A 19,990-nucleotide genomic window follows, 5' to 3' on the forward strand; every position below is an offset into this window, starting at 1 on the left:
TTTAACGTCGGCCTTACCCGCTGTAGTCGCCTTTGAAACGGGTATTGGGCTGGCTTTGACAGCACACAGACGCCCCCGGCCCGGACGAGCGGGCCGGGGGCGCCGGTTCCCTGTCAGGGCTTCAGGTCAGGGCGTCTTCCAGGGTTCGAAGTACGCCACCGTGCCGAAGTCCATGTCCAGCATGTCCGGCGGGAACCCGCCGGTCGCGGTCGACCCGGTCACGAAGATCCGCACCCCGGCCTCGGCATCCGCGTCCACAGCGAGGGCGGACGGGCTGTCCGCCGCCCCTATCGCGCCGTCGTAGTTCCCCGTCCAGACCGGCGTGCCGGTCGCCGCGTCGTAGGCCATGGTCACGTAGTCGGTGCCCACGGCCATCTCGTTGCCGACATGGCCGGTGATGACGACCTTGCCACCGTCCGGGGTCACGGCCACGTCCCAAGCGGTGTCCTCGTTGCCGGCCTTGCCGTTGTGGCGCTGCGCCCAGGATCTCTGGCCGGTCGCGGCATCGTACGCGATGGTGGTGAAGTCCGATCCCGTGCCCACGCCCTCGGTGTTGCCGGTGACGTACACCTTGCCGGACACCACGGTGATGTCCTGCGCGTTGTCACTGCCGTGTGCCGGGCCGTCGTAGCGGTCCGCCCACACCTCCGTTCCTGTGGCGATGTCGTAGGCGATGGTCGTCATATCGGTCTGTGTGCCGGGGTCGACGCTGCTCCCCGTGATGATGACGCTCGTGCCGGACACGGCCATGGCGGAGGGGACGTCACCCCCATGCGCGGGGCCGTCGTGCCGGGCCGTCCAGAGCTGCCGGCCGGTGCTCGCGTCGTAGGCGACGGTGCCCCAGTCGGACAGACCGGTGCTTTCCTCGCCGCTGCTCTGGCCGCTGACGAAGACCTTGGACCCGTCCGGGGTCACCGCGATCACCCCCGCGGTGTCGACGTGCGGACCCGCAGCGTCGTAGTGCGCCAGCCACTGGCGCTGACCGGTGTTCACGTCGTACGCGACCGTGAAGTAGTCCGAATCGGCGGACTCGCCCAGTGTGGCCATGCCGGCCACGTAAATGCTCTTGCCGTCCGGGCTGACCGCGGCCGCGTTGCCGCTGTCGCCGGCGGAGGAGGCGTCGGCGGTGCCGGTGTGCCGGGCGACCCAGACCTCATCGCCCGTCGCGGTGTCGTAGGCGATCGTGACGGCGTCGTTGCCGGTCTCCGTGCCGGTGCTGTCACCGATGACGAAGAGCTTGCCGCCGTCGGGGCTCACCTCCAGCGCGTGCGCCTCCTCCCAGATCCCCGCCGCCGTGTACGTCTTGCTCCACAGCTCTTCGCCGGTGCCCGCGTCGTAGGCGACGGTGGCGATCACCGGCTTGAGCTGACCGGGTGACTGCCCGTAGCTCATCCCGGTCACGTAGACCCGCTTGCCCTTCGGGTCGAGGGCGATGAGCTCGGCGGAGTCCCGGCCCATGGCGACGCCGTACGTGGCCGCCCACTTCTCCGGCACCGGGCGCACCAGGACTGGGACGCGTACGGTGTGGCGATCGTCCTTCCAGGTGAGCTGCCCGCTCTGGTAGGCGCCCATGGGCGCGGCGGCCCGCGTGAACTCGACCGTGAACGACTTGGTCTCGCCCCGCCGCAGGGTGAGCTTGCTCGGCCTGACCTTGGCCGTGATCCCGTCCAGCCCGCTGACGGAGGCGGTGTAGGTGGTGGTCGAGCGGCCGACGTTGGTGACCTCGCGGGTCACCTTTGCCGGCCCGTTCATCCTGCTGACGGCGATCGAGGGGGTGTTCAGGTCGCCCGGGGCGAGCGAGCGCCCCGTGCCGGCGAGCGTGTCGCAGTTCTCCTGCTTGACGCCCTTGGTGGTCCCGCACAGGAAGGCGATCCAGTCGTTGATGTCGCTGTCGTAGACCAGCCCGGGATCGGCGGCGTTGTTCGGGGTGACGTGGCCGGCGCCCTGTGCGAACGGGTGGGCGCCGGCGAGTACGTCCCGCGCGGTCGTCATCAGGGCCGACTTGATGGCCATCGGCGACCAGTCCCGATGCCGGTCCTTCAGCAGCGCGGCCAGCCCGGCGACGTGCGGGGAGGCCATCGACGTGCCACTGGAGAGGCCGAACTCGTGCCCGGCGCGACCGGGCGGCGCCACCGCCGCCAGGATGTCCTGGCCGGGGGCGGTCATGTCGGGCTTCAGCACGGCGCCGTTGCCCGCGGTCAGCGGCCCGCGCGAGGAGAAGGTGGCGACGTACGGCGCCGGGGCGTCAGTGATGATCTTCGCCTGCTCGATCGTCGCCGTCGCGTCTCCGGCGGCCGCGTAGTCCTTCACGGCCTGGCGGTCCTTGACGGCGAGGTGCACGGTGGGCACGGGGTGCAGGTCGGTGTCGACGGTGTTCTCGTCGACGTTCGTCATGATCATGCCGATGCCGCCTGCCTCGGCGACCGCGGCGCTCTTGTTGACCCGGGGCGTCTGGCCACGGTCACAGATGACGATCTTGCCCTTCACCTTGGCGGGGTCGAGCACCGCCTTGCCATTGTTGTCCTTGGCGGCCCAGCACTGCGTCACCTTCACCGGGTCGGCGCCGGTCATCCCCATGGCGGTGGCGTCCACGAGCGGCGCGGGACCGGCCTTCGTCTCGGTCACCGACGTTCCGCTGTACGCGGCGCCGTTGCCGAGCGTGACCGTCCCCTGCGCGACCCGGTTGTGCGTGCCGGCGGCGACCGTGGTGATCCACGGCGACGGGTGCGCCACGGTGGACGCGGTCGGGCCGTCGTTGCCGCCTGCCGCCGCGACGAAGACACCGGCCTCGGCCGCGGCCAGGAACGCCACCTCCACCGGGTCGAGGAAGTCGCTGCTCGTTCCGGAGACGGAGTAGTTGATGACGTCCACGCCGTCCGCCACGGCCTGGTCGATGGCGGCGACCAGGTCGGAGTTGTTGCCGTACGCGGTGCTCCCGTCCTGCTCGGACCAGAGCGCCTTGTAGGCGGCGATCCTGGCCCGCGGTGCGATGCCGCTGACCATGCCGAACGCACTGGCCGCCCCGGTCACGGGCACGCCGTGGTTGCCGGCCGCCGTCGCGGCCACATGCGTCCCGTGCCCGTTGTAGTCACGCGGCGACAGGAACTCCCACGGCAGGGCCTCCTTGATGGCCTCGTCCCCGCCGAACCCGGCGTTGTAGTGCCGGGCCGCCACCAGCTTCCCGTTGCAGGCGCCGGCACTCCACGAGTCGTCCGCGCCCGCCGCACACGTGCCGCGGAAGCCCCGGACGGAGTGGTACTTCTTGCCGTCGACGTCGGGGTCGGCGAAGCTCTTGCCGCCCGGCCAGATGCCGCTGTCGATGACGCCGATGACCAGGTCCTCGCCTGCGTCCTTGGTGCCGCCGAGCTGGTCCCACAGGCCGCCGCGGGCGTCGAGGCCCAGGAAGGCCGGCGTCGAGTCGGTCGCGGCCGACACCTTCTTGTCCTCGGTCACGGCCACGACGTCGGGCATCGCCCGCAGCCGCTCGGCCTGGGACTTGGTCAGCTGGGCCGCGAAGCCCTCGTAGGAGTAGACGTACTCGTAGAGCTTCTTGCCGCCGCCCACCTTCATCAATGCCACGTCGTGCCGGCCCTTGACGTGTTCGACGTATTTGCTCACCTCGGCGGACCGGGGATCGATCTTCTCGCCCCGCTTCGGCTTGGTCGCCGTCAGCCCGCCCACGTCGCCGGCGTAGGTCACAACGGGGTCCAGGGCCATTTGAACTATGTAAGTTTTCTGTTCCTCGGCGCCGCTCTCCGCGGCTGCCGGGGCGCCTATTCCGGTCGCCATTAGTCCGGTCAGGGCTAACGCCGCCGACCATCGTCTACCAGGAGATTTACCCACAACCATGTCGCCCCTTCGCACATGCCGCGGATCACGCGGTTGATCATCGAGGCTAAGGGCGCGCATTTGGGGCGGCATCCGTACCGCATACGGATTTTTGAGGACATCCGATAACGTGATGACGTGCTCATCGGCCGCCGAACGGAGCTTGCGCTCCTCCATACGGTCATCGCCGCTCCGCCGTCGCTCACCCTGATCGAGGGGGAGGCGGGCATCGGCAAGAGCCGCCTGGTCGAAGAGCTGTTATCGGGCCTGGAGGGAAAGCGCACGCTCGTGGGCCAGTGCGAGCAGCTCCAGGAGCCGCTGCCGCTGTCGCCGCTGCTCGACTCCTTCCGCCTGGCCGGGGACGAGCTGGCCGGATCCGGTCCGCTCAACCCGGTGACCGGCGCGCTGGCGCCGCTGCTGCCGGAACTCGCCGAGCACCTGCCGCCGCCCCTTCCCGCGCTGCCCGACCAGCGGGCCGAGCGGCACCGGGTGTTCCGTGCGGCCGTGGCCCTGCTGGAGCACCTGAGCCCCCTGGTCCTCGTCCTGGAGGACGTGCACTGGGCCGACGGCGGCACCCATGACTTCCTCGCCTTCCTGGCCTCCCACCAGCCGCGCGACCTCTCGGTGATCCTCACCGCCCGTACCGACCACGGCCGGCTCCCGCTTCGCGGGGCGCTCGCCCGGGCCACGTCGCGGTTCGTCAGCCTCAGCCCGCTCGGCCCGCCCGAGGTGGAGCAGCTCGCCGCGACCATCCTGCAGGGCGAGCTCCCCCGTACCTTCGCGGCCTCCCTCTACGAGAAGACCGGCGGCATCCCGTTCGTCGTGGAGGAGGTCCTCCGCACGCTCCTGGAGCGCCTGCCCGCCGGCGAGATCCCCGGCCGACCTGACATGCTGGCCGGCCTGGCGGTCCCCACCGTGCTGCGGGACGTCGTGCTGCAGCGCCTGTCCACCCTCGACGACGCCGCGCAGGAGATCCTCGGGGCCGCCGCCGTCCTCGGCACCACACCAGACGAGCGCATCCTCGCCGACGTCACCGGCCGCGACGCCGCGCGTATCGCCCGTGCGCTCGCCGCGGCGCAGGCGGTGGGACTGCTGCACGAGGAGGACGGGCAGTGCCGGTTCCGGCACGCGCTGGCCCGGCAGATCGTGTACGAGAACGTGCCGGTGTCCGCCCGGCGCTGGCTGCATCTCAAGACCGCGCGGGCCCTGGAGTCGGGGCCGGGTCCACGGCCGGTGGCCAGGCTCGCCCACCATTTCCGGCAGGCCGGCCACACGGCCGAGTTCGTCGACAACGCCGAGGCGGCGGCCGGCACCGCGCTCTCCCACGGAGACGACGCCACCGCCGCCCGGTTCCTGCTCCAGGCGCTGGAGGTCGGCGAGCTGTCCCGCGAGGCCCGGGTACGGCTGGCCGTCAAGCTGGGCCGGGCCGCGGTGGACGGGCTGGCGCACGCGGAGGCCGTGCCGATACTCGAACGCCTGCTGACGACCGAGCCGCTGCCGGCCCCCTTGCGCGGGGAGCTGCGTTTCGCCCTCGGCCGCCTGCTGCGCCAGCAGGGCGAGGCCCGGGCGGGCTACCTGCGGATCGAGGAGGCGGTGCGCGATCTCGGCGACCGGCCCCGGCTGCTGAGCCGGGCGCTGGCGGTGCTCGCCGCACCGGAGACCGTCGTGGACCGGCACGTCACCGAGCACGCCGCCCGCTGCGACCAGGCCGAGGAGGCCGCCCGGCGCAGCGGCGACCCCGACGCCGCCATCGCGGTACGCATCGCGCGTGCCTCGCTCCTGCTGGAGCAGGGCGATCCGGCGAGCTGGCGGCTGATCGACGACCTGCTGCATGACGAGCGCCTGCGTGCCGCGCCGCGGGAACACGCCCGCGCCTGCATCAACTGGGCCCAGGCCGCGCTGCACATCGGCCGGCTCCAGCGTGCCGAGGACCTGCTGGCCGAGGGGCGCCACGTCGCCGACCAGGCCGGATACCTGCGGGTGGCGGAGGTCGTCGAGCTCGTCACGGCCGCCGTGGACCGCGCCGCCGGACGATGGGACGGCCTGGCCGACCGGCTGCGCCGCCTCGGCGGGGCGACGGCCACCTTCGCCGCCGCCTCCCTGGACTCGCGTCTGCTGCAGGGCGTGCTGCTCGCCGCGACCGGTCCAGCCGAGGAAGCCGTCTCCTGCCTGGGGCAGGTGATCGCCGTCGCCGAGCGGGTGGGTGCGGTGTGGCCGCTCATCCCCGCCCGGACGGCGCTGTCGCGGCTGCTGCTGACGTTGAACGACGCGGCGGGGGCTGCCGGGCAGGCGTCCGCGGCGCTTGTCCAGGTCCGTGCCAAGGGGGCGTGGGTGTGGGGCGCGGAAACCACGTTGTGCCTGGTGGACGCCCTGGAAGCGGTGGGCGGGCTGGGCGGTGCCACTGAGGTCGTGGGTGAGCTGGCCGCCGGGATCGCCGGGGCCGACGCGCCGTCGGCCCAGGCCGCCCTGATGACCGCCCAGGCCGTGCTGGCCCGATCGCGCGGGGCGGCGGACGAGGCCGATCGCCTGCTGGACGCGGCGCGTACCACGCTGGAGGACGCCGGGCTGCGGTACGAGGAGGCCCTGGCCGCCGAGCGACTGGGCCGCTGGCGATGCGAGCGCGGGGCATCCGCCGGCGGCCGCCTGCTGGAGGACGCGCTGCGCTCGTACGGCTCGATGCGCGCCGACCGGGACATCGCCCGCGTCACCCGGATCATGCGACAGAACGGCGTCTCCATCCCGTACCCGTGGCGGGGCGGCCGTCCCTCCCACGGACGCACGCTCTCGTCCCGCGAACGCGAGGTGGCCCTGCTGGCCGCCGGGGGGAAGACGAACCAGGAGATCGCCACCGAGCTGTTCCTGTCCAGGCGCACCGTCGAGAGCCACATCTCCAGCGCGCTGCGCAAGCTCGGCTACCTGTCACGCAAAGAACTCGCGGCACTACAGCTCACTGCCGACGATTAGGCTGGCCGTCATGTCCGACTCAGACACACGGCAGGACGTCAGCGTCGAGATCACGATGACCATGTCGATCATCGACGCCCAGGCCCTCCGGGACGCGGCCATCGACGCGATCAAACGGAACGGCGTCTGGCACATCGGGCCGAAGGCGACAGATGCCCAGAAGCAGGCCGAAATCCACCAGATCATGGCCGACCCGGCCCACGCGGTGAGCAACCTGATCGCCTTCATGCATATCGACGACCTCATCGCGGCGCGCATCCCGGGCCTGGAGTCCGACAGCGCGTCCGTGCGCGCGAGAGTAGAGAGCTCCTAGATGCTTGGGCGCCGGCTACGCGACCGACGCCCTGCGAGTGATCTGCCGGTACGCGTTCGAGGAGATGGCCACACATGACAGGGACGACCCGGGCCTCAGGTGAGAGGAACCTTGGGCTCATCGTCCCAGTCGGGCGGGGTGACGGTCCCGGACAGCCAGTCGCGACGCAGGATCGCATAGCCCACCGCGTCGTGCCGCGTGCCGTCCGGGGCCGGCCATGCCTCCCGATAGTGCGCCTCCTTCGCGTACCCGCTCTTACGGAAGACCGCCCGCATCGCGTGATTGTCCTGGCGAGTCGTGCCCTCGATCCGCAGCACTTCGGGCAGCTCGGTGAACAGGTAGCCGGTCAGCCAAGCCACCGCCGCCGCGCCGAGGCCGCGTCCGCGCCACGCTTGGCGTACCCGTAGGTCGAACATGGGGGTGTCGTCGGCGAGGTCCTGCAGCTTGACCAGCCCCGCCCGCTCGCCGGCCGCGAGCACCCAGAACGTGCGCGTCTCGCCGTCGTCGTAGCGGCCCTCGGCGGCGAACCGCAGCACGGTCTCGCGGTCCTGCCTGCCCGCGTGGTACGGCCACTCCTCACCGGTCAGGAAGTCGGCAAGCACTTCTCCGTCGCCGGCGGAGATCCTCGAAAAGTCGATATGCATCCGTCGAGGATGATCGTCGGCCTTCGACCCCGTCAATCGGATTTCCCAATCCCGGCTCGTCCGCCCACCGCCGGGTAGCAGGAGAATCTCACGCATGCGACGGTTCATGATCGAAGAGGCGGGAGAGAAGCGTCCCTTGACCTGATTGCAGCACGTGGCCGTGCTCGAGCGGGATCCAGAAGCACTCGAACCGGATCGGCTCCCCCACTCCGTCGTTCTCTTCCTGGCTGGCCCAGCGGTCGGGGGTTCCCTGGTGGAGGACCAGCTGGAAGACGTGGCAACGGTGGATCTCGGGACGGTACGGCGTGATGTCGTACTCGTACGTGCCGAGCTTCCTGACCACGGTGAAGTCACGCAGCCCCGTCTCCTCCCGCGCCTCCCGGAGCGCGGCTTGCTCAGGCTCCTCCCCGGGCTTGACGGTGCCGGCGGGCACCTGGATGCCGACCTCCTCGAAGCCGTAGTCCACGTGCCGGAAGACCAGGAGGCGCCCGTCCCGGACGATGTAGCAGAGCGCCTTGTCGCGGATCGCCTTGCTGATGGGCATGTTTGTCTCCTCGGCGAGAATGCGGCAGACGCGATCATAACGATCCCAGCCACGACGGCACTCGCATGAACCAGCCACCGGGCACCCTCGTCGTTGGCCCCGCCACACGTGGTGGGGTCCTGATCGGCATTGACCTCGGTTTTCACCATAGAGGCGGATCGATTCCGGGAGCGGAACCCGTAATGTCATCTCAGTCCTGCAGAATGGTGAGCTCTCCCTCGTCAACGGGCTCCTCGAATCCAGCAAGATACTTGTTGAGGAGATCCTCGGACACGGTCACCGAGTTGGCCCCGTGCAGCTTGTTGCGCGCGGCGAGCCGCTGGCGCAGCGTTTCAGGGCTCGCCTTGAGATAGATGAGCTCCCACTGACATCCATGGCTCTCGATAAGGGCTTTGTAGCGGTCACGAGTCGACCGGCTCCAAAAGCTGTAGTCCAAGACCACCGGTCGTCCGGCTTCCATGAGCTCCACGAGCTGATTCCTCAAGATTTTCTCAACAGTAGTCTTGTGGCGCTCATATTCAGCCGGTTCGAACTCCGCCGCATCTCGACCGAACTGCATCCAGATCACTTCATCAATCGACAGCCGGACGTAGCCGCGCCGTTCCAGCGCCTGAGCGTAAGTCGACTTGCCCGACCCAGCGATCCCACACATCATCACGACGGACCGCGCCGACGGACCCTTTGGAAATTGTCCGTCTTCAACCCCATCAGCAATATGGCTCACGGCTGCGACCTTATCGCCACACTCGCGATCAAACCGCGCAGCCGCGCGCCCAGTCAGCCCTAGGAGACGGGCTCCTCCCAGTAGACCTCCACCACGTATCCGTCAGGGTCGAGGCACTTGAAACTGTCAAGCCCCGGCTCCGACCACCGCTCCACGATCGGAACACCATCACGCTCAAGGAGGGCCAGGCGCCCGGCGACATCGGGCGTCGTGAACCCGAAGTGCGCGAAGTCAGGCAGCTTGCGGGGATCGGGGTCAGGGTGGAGGGCGAGGTCGAACCCCTCCCCATCCCGGATGATCAAGGTTCCGTCCTCATACCTGCTCGCCGGGCCCGCATCGAAGCCGAAGTAGGTCTCGTAGAACCTGCGGGAGCGCTCGATGTCGCGTACGGCGAGAGCCAGATGATTCAGCCGCATGGCTCCAGACGGTAACCGGCGAGCGTCCACCGCGTCGATGCATTTATCCCCACTGATGAGCCGGGGCACCTGCACATGGGAGCGTCAGGGGGACCCTCGGCCAGGCCGTCGGCACCCCACCCGGTTTCGAACTTGCGGAAGCCGGACCTGGCACGGTGCGGAACGAGCTAAGAGTGCAGGCCGGAGCGGGCGGGCGATGGTGACGAGGACGATTCGCCCGGCCTGGTCCCTACCGAGTGATCCCGATCGCCAGGCGAAGAGGGGCGGCGCACCATGAAGACGTCCACCGCGTCCTCGCTCTCGACCGTGAACCCGTGCCGCTCGTACAACCGGCGGGCCGAACTGCCCTGCAGCACGTTCAGCCGAACCACGGCGTCTTCGCGATCACACCGTTCCAACAACCTGCTCAGCACGGCAGAACCGATGCCTCTGCCCTGCGAATCCGGATCCAGGTAGAAGTGCTCCAGCCAGTAGGCGGTTTTCGCCGGCCGCAGCGCCACACAGCCGGCCGGGGCGCCATCCACCTCGATCATCCACGTGTGCGCCGGCATGAACCCGTCCCGCAGCCGCTGCCGCACACGCTGCTCGTCGTACCTCCCGAGCCGCTCGAGATCCGGCCTCATCACCACGGCCCGCAACTCGGCCACTCCCTCGACGTCCGCCATCAACGCCGGCCGAAGCTCCCAATCCGTCATGATCGTGATGTTATCGGCCTCGCTTCCGCCAGCCTCGGGAGGCTCCTACCAGGCGAACCGAGCAGCTGATCGTTTGTCAGACAGACCCTCTTGGCACGCTGCTGGATGATCAGATCACTCTAAGGGAGCCGCACCTTTGGTGTTTGATTGACCGAGGTGGAGGCTGGTCACCGCACCGCGCCCCCGGCCTACGGCAACACCTCGCCGACCGAATCCCCGGTCTACATGGCCAGGATGGCTCTCTACTATTCGTCGGCCCGCTAGCTCCAGCGAGCGGTGGCCCGGCCCCCGCAAGAGGGAAGCCCAGGTGCCGAATCCATCGGTCTACCTGGGCTTTCGACATCCGGCCACCTCCAGATAGCCGATCCCGCCGGCGCCGTCCGGCCAAGAGTTCGTGGGCATACAGCCCTCATCCGGGCCGGAATCTCTCAGAAGTACGGTGCCCAGCCGGGACTGATCGCGGTGCCCGGGCCGAACTGGTTGGCGCCCTTGCCGTTCCAGACGGTCAGCGCTCCGGTCTCGCTGTGCACGGCGCCTATGTCGGTCCTGCCGTCCTGGTTGACGTCGCCCAGCGACATCAGCGTGTCCTCGTACGGGTTCCAGCCGCCCCCTAGCTCGGTGGCACTGGTGAAGTTGTTAGCGCCCTGGCCGTTCCAGACATGCAGCGTGTGGCTGTCCTTCTTGACCGCCGCCAGGTCGCTGATCCCGTCGCCGTTGAAGTCGCCGGCGATCGGCCGGGAGAAGGCGGCCCAGCCAGGGCCGATCGCGTCGCCCGGGCCGAACTGGTTGCCGCCCTTGCCGTTCCAGACGGTCAGCGTCCCGGTCTCGCTGTGCACGGCGCCTATGTCGGTCCTGCCGTCCTGGTTGACGTCGCCCAGCGACATCAGCGTGTCCTCGTACGGGTTCCAGCCGCGCCCAAGCTCGGTGGCACTGGTGAAGTTGTTGGCGCCCTGGCCGTTCCAGACATGCAGCGTGTGGCTGTCCTTCTTGACCGCCGCCAGGTCGCTGATCCCGTCGCCGTTGAAGTCGCCGGCGATCGGCCGGGAGAAGGCCGTCCAGCCGGAGTCGATCGCGGTGGCCGGGCCGAACTGGTTGCCGCCCTTACCGTTCCAGACGGTCAGCGTTCCGGTGGCGGCGGAGAAGAGGTCGCCCACGCCGTCGGCGTTGAAGTCCGGGGTGGCCGACGCAGTCATCCCGGCGCCGTGCGGGTTCTGCGCGTGGGTGAGGGTCTCCCAGCCCAGGAAGTGTGACACCCCGGCGGGGCGGTTCTGCTCGACCCACTGCTTGGCGTAGGGCATGTCGTCGTAACCGAGACGGTGGTGCAGCGCGTTGAAGCCGACCTCGAAGTGGTCCCCAAGGCCCTTGGTGACCTTACCGCCGCACAGCCACGACGGCACCGTCCCGCCCAGCTCCAGGCGGGCGTGGAAGTCCATCGCGAATCGCAGCCGGTGCTTGGCCGTGGCGTAGAGGTCCACGCCCTGGTGGCGGGCCGTCTCGGCGACGTGGGAGATGGCGGCGAGACCCCAGCCGGTGTGCCAGAAGTCCCGGCAGGTCTCCTGGGTCAGCCCGTCCACGAACGTGGTCTGCCCCTTCCAGTATTTGATGATCTCGGCTTTGGTGTCGTACTGGCTGTTCGGCGGCGCCTTAGGGTATGAGCCGTCCGTCTTGAGATAGATGTAGGCGGGCAGCCTGCCGCGCCAGGTCGTGACCGCCCGGTCGAAGGAGGCACGGTCGTCCAGATGCACGGCGATGCCGATGGCGGCATCGGTCATGATCAGTTCCCAGTTGCCGTTGTTGTTGGGCCTTCCGGCGATCAAGGTCGGGAGGTACACGGTGCGCAGCTTGCCGGCGAACCGGCCGGCCTGGGCCCAGCCGGTGTAGGTGTGCTTGATGAGCTCGGCGGCGCGGGAGAAGTTGGCGCCCGCCCAGCCGGTCTGCAGCGGCGCATTGTCCCCGGTGTGCTTGGTGATCACAGCTGACCAGGCGTCCATGATCTGGATCGCCTTCTTGGCGTAGCGGGAGTCCTTGGTCAGGTACCACTGCAGGGCATGCGTGTAGGCCGCCATGGCGTCCTTGCGTTCGTCCGAGCAGCCGTAGTCGGGATTCGACACCGGGCCGCACTCCACGACGGCGCGGGGCTTGGCCGTATAGGACAGCGAGGCAAAGGAATGGCTTCGCAGGGCGTTCCAGGCGGACTTCCACGGCTCGTTGCCGAGGTTGGCCCTGACGAAGTCGAGCTGAGCACGGCTGACCAGGACGCCAGGATGCTTGAACACGGCCGCCTGTGCAGGTTGTTGCGGCACGGCTAAGGCGGCGGCCATGAGCATGGTGACCGCAAGAGGACGAGCGAGACGCACGGGCTTCCTTCCAAGATCCGGACGCCCATTTCGCCAGGCGCCGGCTCAGCTGTCAAGGAATTCGTGCCGTGGAGGGGGCCGGATATACCCGCTGCATACCGTACCTACGGTTGGACCCCTGCATGCCGATCCAAGCTCATTCGCATGGCGGTTGCGGTTGGAGAGCGGCGAGGTCAGCGTGACGGAGACCAGGAAGATCTCCTGGATCGTACAGACCGATGTCTCACTGCTCGTACGCTCCAGCCGCCACGGCGCTGGACAAGATCAAAACGCAGAGGCTCGTGATGGCGTTGCTTCTCACAGGGGACTTCGGCGCTCACAGCTGGTTCTTGATGGGTTCCGGCGTGTCCGGGACGGGCTGCGCGAGGTAGGCCGCCACCTCGGCGGGGGTCAGGAGGCGGGCCTCGCGAAGCAGGTCGAGCGACTCCCGCCAGGAGGCCCACGCCTCCTCCCGTCGTCCCAGGTCGTTCAGGGTGTGGCCGAGCCACCAGCTGGACACGGCGGTGTAGAGCGTGAAGCCGACCTCACGCTGGAGCTTGATGGCGTGGCGGTATTCCTCTACGGCCTCGACGAGCATGCCGTTGGCCCGGTAGGCGTCGGCGAGGGTGTCGCGGGCGATGCCGAGGCTCCCGGTGTCGTCCAGTTCCTCCGTCATGGCCAGGACGTGCCGTGCTTCGTCGACGGCTTCCCCGAATCTCCCCTGACGGTAGTAGACGTGCACCCGGTTGTTGCGGACGTAGGACTCGTGGTCCCTGCGGCCGGTCCGCTCGATGACGGCGAGCGCACGCTCCAGCGCGGCCAGGGCGTCGTCATAGCGGCCCATCATGGCGTAGGTGGTCCCGAGGTCGTTGTAAATCCCCGCCTTCCGGTCCGGCAGTCCGGCCCGGTCCCAGCAGGCCAGCCCCTCCTCCAGCTGGTCCAGGGACTCCCCGAAGCGTCCGAGTTGCTGGTGGACGGAGCCGAGCCCCTGGTGCAGGAGCGCCTTGGCGGCCCAGTCCTCCAACTCGGCGGCACTTCGCAAGGCCTTCTCGCTCATCTCGACAAGCTCGGAGAACCAACCCCGCCGGTCGAACAGCCACTGGGTGACGTTCGCGAGAACGGCCGCCGTCTGATCGGTGGAGTCGCTGGCCGCCTGGCGGACCGCGGCCAGCAGGTTGTCCCGTTCACGCTCGACCCACTCGTTCGCGGCCTCCGCGGTGGTGATCTCCTCCCCGGGCTGCTCGGCGGGGAAGTGGTCGAAGTCCGTGGTGCGGCCACTCTCCAGGCCTTCAGCCTGAATCGCCGTGGCCAGGTAGTGGTGCAGAACGCGGCGGACCGCGCTTGCCCGCCCCTCCCCGGCAAGCTCCTGTTCCCGGGCGTAGAGGCGGACCAGGTCGTGGAACTGGTAGCGGTCAGGCCCTGCGGGTTCGAGGAGCCGGGCGTCAAGGAGGCGTTCCAGGGCGGCCTCTGCGCGGTGTTCCGGCCAGCCTGCCAGGGCGGCGGTAACGGCGGGGGTGTGCGTGGGCAGTTCAAGCAGGCCGAGCAGGGCCAGTAGGTGAGCGGCGTCCCGCCCGGCCGGCTCCTCGCGTAGGTGCTGGTGGCTGACCGCGATACCGGCGCGCACGGCCAGGTCGGCGTACTCCAGCAGATCCAGGCGCCGGGTGGCGTCGGCGAGCCGTACCGCCAGATCGGAAATCGCTCGGTCGGGGTGGGCCGCCAGCCGGGCGCCCGCGATCCGGAGCGCGAGCGGGAAGCCGCCGCAGAGCCGTACGATCTCCGCCGTCGCCTCCGGCTCGGCGCGTACCCGGTCGGCACCGACGACACGGGTGAGCAGCGCGGCCGCGTCGGAGTCATCGAGCGTGCCGAGGTGCAGGTGGTGGGCGTTGTCCAGAACGGCGAGCGGGTCGCGGCTGGTGATGAGGACCCGGCAGCCCGCCCCGCCTGGGATGAGAGGGCGGACCTGACGTACGTCGCGGGCGTTGTCGAGGATCACCAGCAGGTTGCACGTCGCGGTGAGCGATCGGTAGCGGGCGGCGGCCTCACTGGGGTCGGCGGGTACGGCACTGCCGTCGAGACCCAGCGAGCGCAGCAAGTGGCGCAGCGCTTCGATGGACGTCAGTGGGGCAAGCCCGGCGGTGGAGCCGTGCAGGTTGACGTAGACAACGCCGTCGGTGAAGCGGCCGCTGACGGCATGCGCTACGTGTACGGCGAGCGCCGACTTGCCGATGCCGCCGGGACCATCGATTACCGTGATCATGGAACCGCCGCCCGTGACGAGGGCGGCTCGCAGCCGCTCGATCTCGGTGGCCCGGGCGGTGAACGCCTGCGTGTCGGCGGGAAGCTCGGCAGGCACGACCGGCTCGGCCAGCGTGACGTCCTGCGCCGGAGCGCTGAGATCGAGCACGGGGTTGCGGCCGAGGATGGCCTGGTGGAGGCGGCGCAGCTCGTTGCTGGGTTCGATGCCCAACTCCTCCACCATGACCCGGCGGGTGTCCTGGTAGACGGCCAGCGCCTCGGAAGATCGCGCGTCGCGGTACAGGGCGAGCATGAGCTGGGCGGCGGGCCGCTCGCGCAGCGGGTGAGCCTTGACGTGCGCGGCGAGTTCGGCGGCCACGGCGCGGTGGTCCCCGGCGGCGAGCCGTAAATCGACGTGCTCTTCCAGAACAGCGAGCCGTTCCTCCTCCAACCGGCCAGCCTCGATCCTCGCCCAAGGCGCGTCCACCTCGGCCAGCGCCGGCCCTCGCCACAGCCCGAGCGCCTGGCGGAACAGCGCGTCGGCGGTCGCTGTCGCGTCCTGGGCGCGGGCGGTGCGCGCCCGCAGGGCCAGCCTGGTGAACAGGTGCGCATCGACGCGGTCACGGTCGAGGGTGAGCCGGTAAGCGCCGGGGACCGTCTCGATGATGTCCTCACCGCCGTGGGGAACAAGCGTCTCTCGGAGCTTGGAGATCACGATGTGGAGTTGCTTGGCCGCGGTCGCCGCCGAACTGCCCGCCCACACGTCGGAGAGGATGCGGTCGGCGTGGACGGCCTGGCCTGTGTCCAGAGCGAGCCTGGCGAGGACCCCGATCCGCCGCTGCCCGGCCAGCTTGACCACATGGTCATCCGTCGTGATCTGCCACGGACCGAGGAACCTGATCTCCAGACCCATGCGGAGCGCTCCCATTCGTCACCGGATCTAGAAGCGTAACGACGTCTTGATACGTCGAAGGCATGTTTTCGGGCCGTTTGCACCTGGGTCGTCGACGTCTGAAACGTTCACCCGCCACTTGGCTTCGCGGTGTTCTTGTCCTGAACCGTCCGAAGGGTACGCCTGAACCAGCCACCGCAGGTCCGCCACCGCACTCCTACCAGGCATTTTCAAGATCATGATCTTGAGAAGGGGAAACGCTGGCCTGGCTGTCTTACCGGAATCCGCCGCTGTACCCGCGCGCCTTCCGAGATCAGGGGCTACCAGCGTGGATCCTCAGCGATCGCTTAAGGCCACGCGCCCGCCCTCGCCGATGAACCGGCCGAAAGTATGATCTCGGGTGCTGCGGACCCTGCTTTCGACCGGTGCCGTCCCCCTGGGTAGCCCTGCAGGATGAGGCGCCATGCCACGCGAAGATCTCCCCCAGGAATCGCATCCCAAGGGTTCGGCCAGCCATCCCGGCCACCGTCTCCCGCACGACGGACCCGCCGCCGCCTCACCCGATCGGCCTCAGACCGCCGAGCATGCGTCCGGCCAGCCTCAGACCGCTGCGCTCTCCTCGGGTCGGCCCCGGATCATCGCGCTCGACGTGCTGCGTGGGTTCGCGCTGTGCGAGATCCTGCTCGCCAACATCCAGCTCATGGCCACCGGCAGCTCCGCCGTCGTGGCGCAGCCCATGGGCGACTGGGACCCCTGGCTCGGACTGCCGATCTTCTCCCTGCTGTTCGGCATCGGTTTCGCGCTGCTGCTGGACTCCGCCGCGAGCCGCGTCCCCCGCCCACGCCTGGTCCTGCTGCGCAGGCTTGGGGCGCTGCTCGCGATCGGCCTCGTGCACATGCTGCTATGGCCGGGCGAGATCCTGACCAACTACGCCGTCGTCGGCATACTGGTGCTGCTGCCCTCGACCTGGCTGCCGCGGTGGGCCATGGCCGGCCTCGCCGCCGCACTCATCCCGGCGGCGCTGATCTTCGGCGGGGGCGGGCCCCTGCTGATCGCCGGGCTGTTCTTGCTGGGCTCAGCACTGGTCCGCTACGGAGTGATCGAGCACATCGAGCGGTCCACCCGAGGGCCCCTCCTGCTGGGCCTGGTCTTCGCGGCGGGACTGGCTTCTGCCCTGTGGGTACAGGCCAGCATGCGGGCCGTGGGGGCCACGACGTACCTGTCCTCCACGTCCAGCCTTGCAGATCTGCTGCTCGTCGGTGTGTACGTGTGCGGCCTGCTGGTCCTGCTCAGAACGCCGCTGCGACCGGCGCTGCACTTCGTTTTCGCGCCACTGGGCCGGATGGCACTGACCAGTTATCTGACCGCCACACTCCTCGTTCTGGCGGCCAGTCGCATCCTCGGCCTGCCGATCGACCAATCCTCGACCGCGGCGTACTGGACTGCGGGAGCCATCCTGGCGGCCCAGTGGCTGTTCTCCACCCTCTGGCTGCGTCGCTACCGCCAGGGCCCCATCGAGTGGCTCTGGCGCTGGGCGACCTGGGCGCACCGCTCATCCCTGCGCATCCCCACGAGCTGAGCCCATCACCTTGACAACCGTAGACACAGGAGGCGGGGCCGTGAGCAGTCGGCGCGTCACCAATCGCGGGTCGCGACCAACTCTTCCCCGTCCGCGTCGGCGAACCCGTAGGCCGACGCCACAAACCAGAAGTCCTCAGCGATCACCTCGCGCGCCACGGTCTCGATCTCGCTGCCGGCCGCCTCGAACTCGGCCTCCAACTGGTTGAACTTCTCCGTCGCCGCATGGGGCGTACAGCGCCGCGAGGTCCGACGGCCGCTCGGCCTCGATGCGCTCGCACAGGCGCAGCAGAATCCCTCTGCCCTTGTCAACAACGTGGTCGGGGTAATAGCCGTCCTCGTACATACCCTTGAGGAACGCGTGGCCGGCTATCTGCTGGTTGGTGGGCGGCACACTGATCTCCTGTTCGCCGTGATCCGGTGAGCCGATACTGCACCACGTCACCGACATCGAAGGCTTGCTCGTCGCTCCGGCGGACGATGGCGGCGTGGAGTGCGCTGGCCGATGGCCACGCGGTTGCCGCACGCCTATCTAATGGGCCACTACAGGGCACGAGGACGATCCGCCTGGCTGCTCGTTCCCGCCGGACAATCGCCAATCGAACCCGCGCTGTCAGCTTGGGAACTCTTTCGCGATCACGGCCTCTGAGCAGGGGAAACGCTGACCTGGGCGTATGCCGGTCGATTGACCGTGAGTCCCCTTGAGTTTCCGTAGATCGCTCTGCGAACGGGCGCGGCCACCAGTCTGCGTCGCCTGCATAAATAGCCAGGGAGGCGAGCATGGGCGAGGCGTAGACTGCGAGCATGAGCGCGATGCGTGAAGAGTTGCATGCTCTAGTCGATCGGCTTCCGGAAGACCGCGTCCAGCCGGTTCTCGCACTTGTACGCGAGAACCTGGAGACAGCTGGTCGCCGTGAGCGAGCGCTGGCCATTATGGAGCGGGTTCAGGAGCGGATGCGCGGTGTGACGGGCGTCGACGAGGAGCTGGACCGTCTCCGAGAAGGCGCGCGTGGCTGACGCGTACGTTGTGGATACCGGCGTGTTCCTACGGTGGTTCGTCGATCAACCTGGCTTCGAGCACGCCCGCCAGATCCGGGACGACTTCCTGCACGACCGGGTAAGTCTGGAGACAGCGGACTTCGCGCGGATTGAAGTTGCCGGAGTGCTGCGAAAGAAGGTCTGCTCGCGGGTCGGCTATCCGCAGATGAGTCCATCGCGGCCGTTCGCATCATTGACGAACTCGGTGTTCGGGTCTATCCCGTGGACGCCGACCGGTTGGAGCGGGCCGCCGCTCTGGCGGTGCGGTTGACGTTGCGCATGTATGACGCCGTCTTCGCGCAGCTTGCTCTCGATCGAGAGATTCCGCTGTTGACCACCGACGCGAAACTCCACCGGGCGCTGGATGGCCTCGTCGAGACCGAACTCCTCAACGACTCAAGCCCCGAGTGATCATCGCTGAGTGGGGACTGAACACTGTTACACGAACGCTGGAGCGGGTGACGGGAATCGAACGCGCGCTGTCCGCTTGGGAACTGCAACGATTACTCGACGTCGCGGCTCTGACCTGGGAGGGAGATCGGTCTCGAGTGACCGTGGTTGACCCCTCGTCACTGGAGTTAACGGCCCGGCAATGGCCCGACAAATAGAGCCCTGACCTTGGAGGCTCGTAATGGGTACGCTGATCGTCATGGGAGACGGTGAGGCATTTCTGCGGCTGGAGGATGTAGCGTCGGCGTTAGAGACGACTCTCACCGCCCTGAGGGCTGTGGGGACCGACCCGATGTACCGCGTGGGTGGCACAGGTGCCGCTCTACTGCAAGGTGTTCATCTTCCTGTCGGGGATGTTGACCTCTTAGTGGCTCGGCGGAAGGACGTGGACGCGTTCGCTGCCGCCCTTTCGTCCTTCCCCTGCCTGTATACGGCATCTTGGCTCCCCGAGAGTTCGCAGTATTTCGCTAGGTACGAGGTGAACGGGGTCCATGTAGAGATCAGCACGGTTGAGCAGGAGACCGACTCCGATGGGATGGAGTGCATCGGCCGTGGCCCGTGGCAGCACTACGTCTTGATCAGGTGTGGCTCGCATCGCGTTCCTGTCGTGCGCCTGGAACTGCGGTTGGCCACAGAACTCTTGCGTGATCGGCCCGATCGATACGAACCTCTCCTCGACCACATGGCGGCGCACGGGTTCGATGCAGATCTTCTGCATAGGGCTATGACTGCTCGCGGTCTTTCGATGGAACGCCAGCGCTTGGTCAACGACCGCCTGGCCCATTCCCCTCCCCGCTCCCGATAGCTGCCAGGGACGGGCGACTCGCGCCCGTGATTCTGGTCAAGGGTGGCGCTTGCGCCATCGCGTATCGCTGCCTGCCACCACGGTGCTCGGCTGGCCAGGGCTGAGGAACGAAGCCCTGGCCAGCCGATCGCCCCCAGCCACCTTCGATGGCCGGCCAAGAACAGGCGATCATAAGGGCAGCATCTGTGCAGTTCTGGGCCAGGCCGCTGTTGCAGCTTGGCTGCCCGCACATCTGGAGCCGAGCAATGCTTGAGACCTGTGGATCAGCCGGGAAGGGGTGTACCTTCCCGGTGATCGTTTGAGGTCTCTCACGCATGGCCGACGCGCCAACGTCGGTCGGGAAGGCACACGCGATGCTCACCGTAGTCCCTGACCCCGCCGACGGCGACCACCGTACGGCTGGCGGCCCGGTCTCCGCCGCGCTGATCGACGAACTCGTCCGCGAAGGCGCCCGCCGGATGCTCGCCGAAGCGCTCAAGGCCGAGGTCGACGCCTACATCGCCGCGTTCGCCGACGAGCGTGACGAGG

Annotated in this window: 13 protein-coding genes and 2 pseudogenes; 6 read left to right on the forward strand and 9 right to left on the reverse strand. The window is 68.6% G+C overall.

Annotation, left to right across the window (positions count from 1 at the left end; all coding sequences use genetic code 11):
- Positions 1–126: 126 nt before the first annotated feature.
- The gene (locus ACTWQA_RS22480) at positions 127–4,005 is read right to left on the reverse strand and encodes a S8 family serine peptidase (RefSeq protein ID WP_443161111.1); all 3,879 of its coding nucleotides are present in this window, start codon (positions 4,003–4,005) and stop codon (positions 127–129) included.
- Here ACTWQA_RS22480 and ACTWQA_RS22485 point away from each other — a divergent pair.
- Together ACTWQA_RS22485 and ACTWQA_RS22490 are read left to right on the forward strand one after the other, a co-directional pair.
- Positions 3,967–6,792, forward strand: coding sequence for an ATP-binding protein (locus tag ACTWQA_RS22485; protein ID WP_443161112.1), 2,826 nt, complete (start codon positions 3,967–3,969; stop codon positions 6,790–6,792). The two genes, ACTWQA_RS22480 and ACTWQA_RS22485, sit on opposite strands and share 39 nt — an antisense overlap.
- Before the next feature lie 10 nt (positions 6,793–6,802).
- Positions 6,803–7,105, forward strand: coding sequence for a hypothetical protein (locus tag ACTWQA_RS22490; protein ID WP_443161113.1), 303 nt, complete (start codon positions 6,803–6,805; stop codon positions 7,103–7,105).
- Between the two features lie 95 nt (positions 7,106–7,200).
- On the opposite strand, the gene ACTWQA_RS22495 is transcribed toward ACTWQA_RS22490, so the two are convergent.
- The 7 genes from ACTWQA_RS22495 to ACTWQA_RS22525 all read right to left on the reverse strand — a co-directional run bounded on the left by ACTWQA_RS22495 (position 7,201) and on the right by ACTWQA_RS22525 (position 15,612).
- The gene (locus ACTWQA_RS22495; protein WP_443161114.1) at positions 7,201–7,749 is read right to left on the reverse strand and encodes a GNAT family N-acetyltransferase; all 549 of its coding nucleotides are present in this window, start codon (positions 7,747–7,749) and stop codon (positions 7,201–7,203) included.
- Positions 7,750–7,837: 88 nt separating this feature from the next.
- Positions 7,838–8,293, reverse strand: a complete 456-nt coding sequence (locus ACTWQA_RS22500; RefSeq protein WP_443161115.1) for an NUDIX hydrolase — start codon at positions 8,291–8,293, stop codon at positions 7,838–7,840.
- Positions 8,294–8,483: 190 nt separating this feature from the next.
- Entirely contained in the window at positions 8,484–9,017 is a 534-nt protein-coding gene (locus tag ACTWQA_RS22505; protein ID WP_443161116.1) for an AAA family ATPase, read from the reverse strand.
- Positions 9,018–9,076: 59 nt separating this feature from the next.
- The gene (locus ACTWQA_RS22510) at positions 9,077–9,433 is read right to left on the reverse strand and encodes a VOC family protein (protein ID WP_443161117.1); all 357 of its coding nucleotides are present in this window, start codon (positions 9,431–9,433) and stop codon (positions 9,077–9,079) included.
- Positions 9,434–9,600: 167 nt separating this feature from the next.
- Positions 9,601–10,128 (reverse strand): GNAT family N-acetyltransferase, encoded by a 528-nt coding sequence (locus tag ACTWQA_RS22515; protein ID WP_443161118.1) that lies wholly within the window; start codon positions 10,126–10,128, stop codon positions 9,601–9,603.
- Positions 10,129–10,556: 428 nt separating this feature from the next.
- Positions 10,557–12,485, reverse strand: coding sequence for an FG-GAP-like repeat-containing protein (locus ACTWQA_RS22520; RefSeq protein ID WP_443161119.1), 1,929 nt, complete (start codon positions 12,483–12,485; stop codon positions 10,557–10,559).
- Positions 12,486–12,801: 316 nt separating this feature from the next.
- On the reverse strand, positions 12,802–15,612 hold the full coding sequence (locus tag ACTWQA_RS22525; protein ID WP_443161120.1) for an AfsR/SARP family transcriptional regulator: 2,811 nt from the start codon (positions 15,610–15,612) through the stop codon (positions 12,802–12,804).
- Between the two features lie 442 nt (positions 15,613–16,054).
- Between ACTWQA_RS22525 and ACTWQA_RS22530 the strand changes: the two genes are divergently transcribed.
- Positions 16,055–17,170: a DUF418 domain-containing protein gene (locus tag ACTWQA_RS22530; protein ID WP_443161121.1), complete on the forward strand. Its 1,116-nt coding sequence runs from the start codon at positions 16,055–16,057 to the stop codon at positions 17,168–17,170.
- Positions 17,171–17,226: 56 nt separating this feature from the next.
- On the opposite strand, the pseudogene ACTWQA_RS22535 reads toward ACTWQA_RS22530, so the two are convergent.
- A pseudogene (locus tag ACTWQA_RS22535) lies at positions 17,227–17,620 on the reverse strand (DUF5713 family protein).
- 353 nt (positions 17,621–17,973) lie between these two features.
- Here ACTWQA_RS22535 and ACTWQA_RS22540 point away from each other — a divergent pair.
- The 3 genes and pseudogenes from ACTWQA_RS22540 to ACTWQA_RS22550 form a co-directional block, all read left to right on the forward strand.
- Positions 17,974–18,186 (forward strand): hypothetical protein, encoded by a 213-nt coding sequence (locus ACTWQA_RS22540; RefSeq protein ID WP_443161122.1) that lies wholly within the window; start codon positions 17,974–17,976, stop codon positions 18,184–18,186.
- Between the two features lie 195 nt (positions 18,187–18,381).
- Positions 18,382–18,618 carry a PIN domain-containing protein gene (locus tag ACTWQA_RS22545; protein WP_443161124.1) on the forward strand — a complete coding sequence of 79 codons (237 nt, stop codon included), beginning with the start codon at positions 18,382–18,384 and terminating at the stop codon, positions 18,616–18,618.
- Between the two features lie 1,197 nt (positions 18,619–19,815).
- Positions 19,816–19,990 (forward strand): annotated as a pseudogene (locus ACTWQA_RS22550) (IS256 family transposase); the annotation flags it as partial.

It is taken from the genome of Nonomuraea sp. 10N515B, assembly GCF_052245915.1.
Classification (GTDB): domain Bacteria; phylum Actinomycetota; class Actinomycetes; order Streptosporangiales; family Streptosporangiaceae; genus Nonomuraea.

Coding starts and splice junctions, on each gene's coding strand:
- ACTWQA_RS22480 (WP_443161111.1), bottom strand. CDS start 4,005: ATGGAGGAGCGCAAGCTCCGTTCGGCGGCCGATGAGCACGTCATCACG.
- ACTWQA_RS22490 (WP_443161113.1), top strand. CDS start 6,803: ATGTCCGACTCAGACACACGGCAGGACGTCAGCGTCGAGATCACGATG.
- ACTWQA_RS22495 (WP_443161114.1), bottom strand. CDS start 7,749: ATGCATATCGACTTTTCGAGGATCTCCGCCGGCGACGGAGAAGTGCTT.
- ACTWQA_RS22500 (WP_443161115.1), bottom strand. CDS start 8,293: ATGCCCATCAGCAAGGCGATCCGCGACAAGGCGCTCTGCTACATCGTC.
- ACTWQA_RS22510 (WP_443161117.1), bottom strand. CDS start 9,433: ATGCGGCTGAATCATCTGGCTCTCGCCGTACGCGACATCGAGCGCTCC.
- ACTWQA_RS22515 (WP_443161118.1), bottom strand. CDS start 10,128: ATGACGGATTGGGAGCTTCGGCCGGCGTTGATGGCGGACGTCGAGGGA.
- ACTWQA_RS22525 (WP_443161120.1), bottom strand. CDS start 15,612: ATGGGTCTGGAGATCAGGTTCCTCGGTCCGTGGCAGATCACGACGGAT.
- ACTWQA_RS22530 (WP_443161121.1), top strand. CDS start 16,055: ATGCCACGCGAAGATCTCCCCCAGGAATCGCATCCCAAGGGTTCGGCC.
- ACTWQA_RS22540 (WP_443161122.1), top strand. CDS start 17,974: ATGAGCGCGATGCGTGAAGAGTTGCATGCTCTAGTCGATCGGCTTCCG.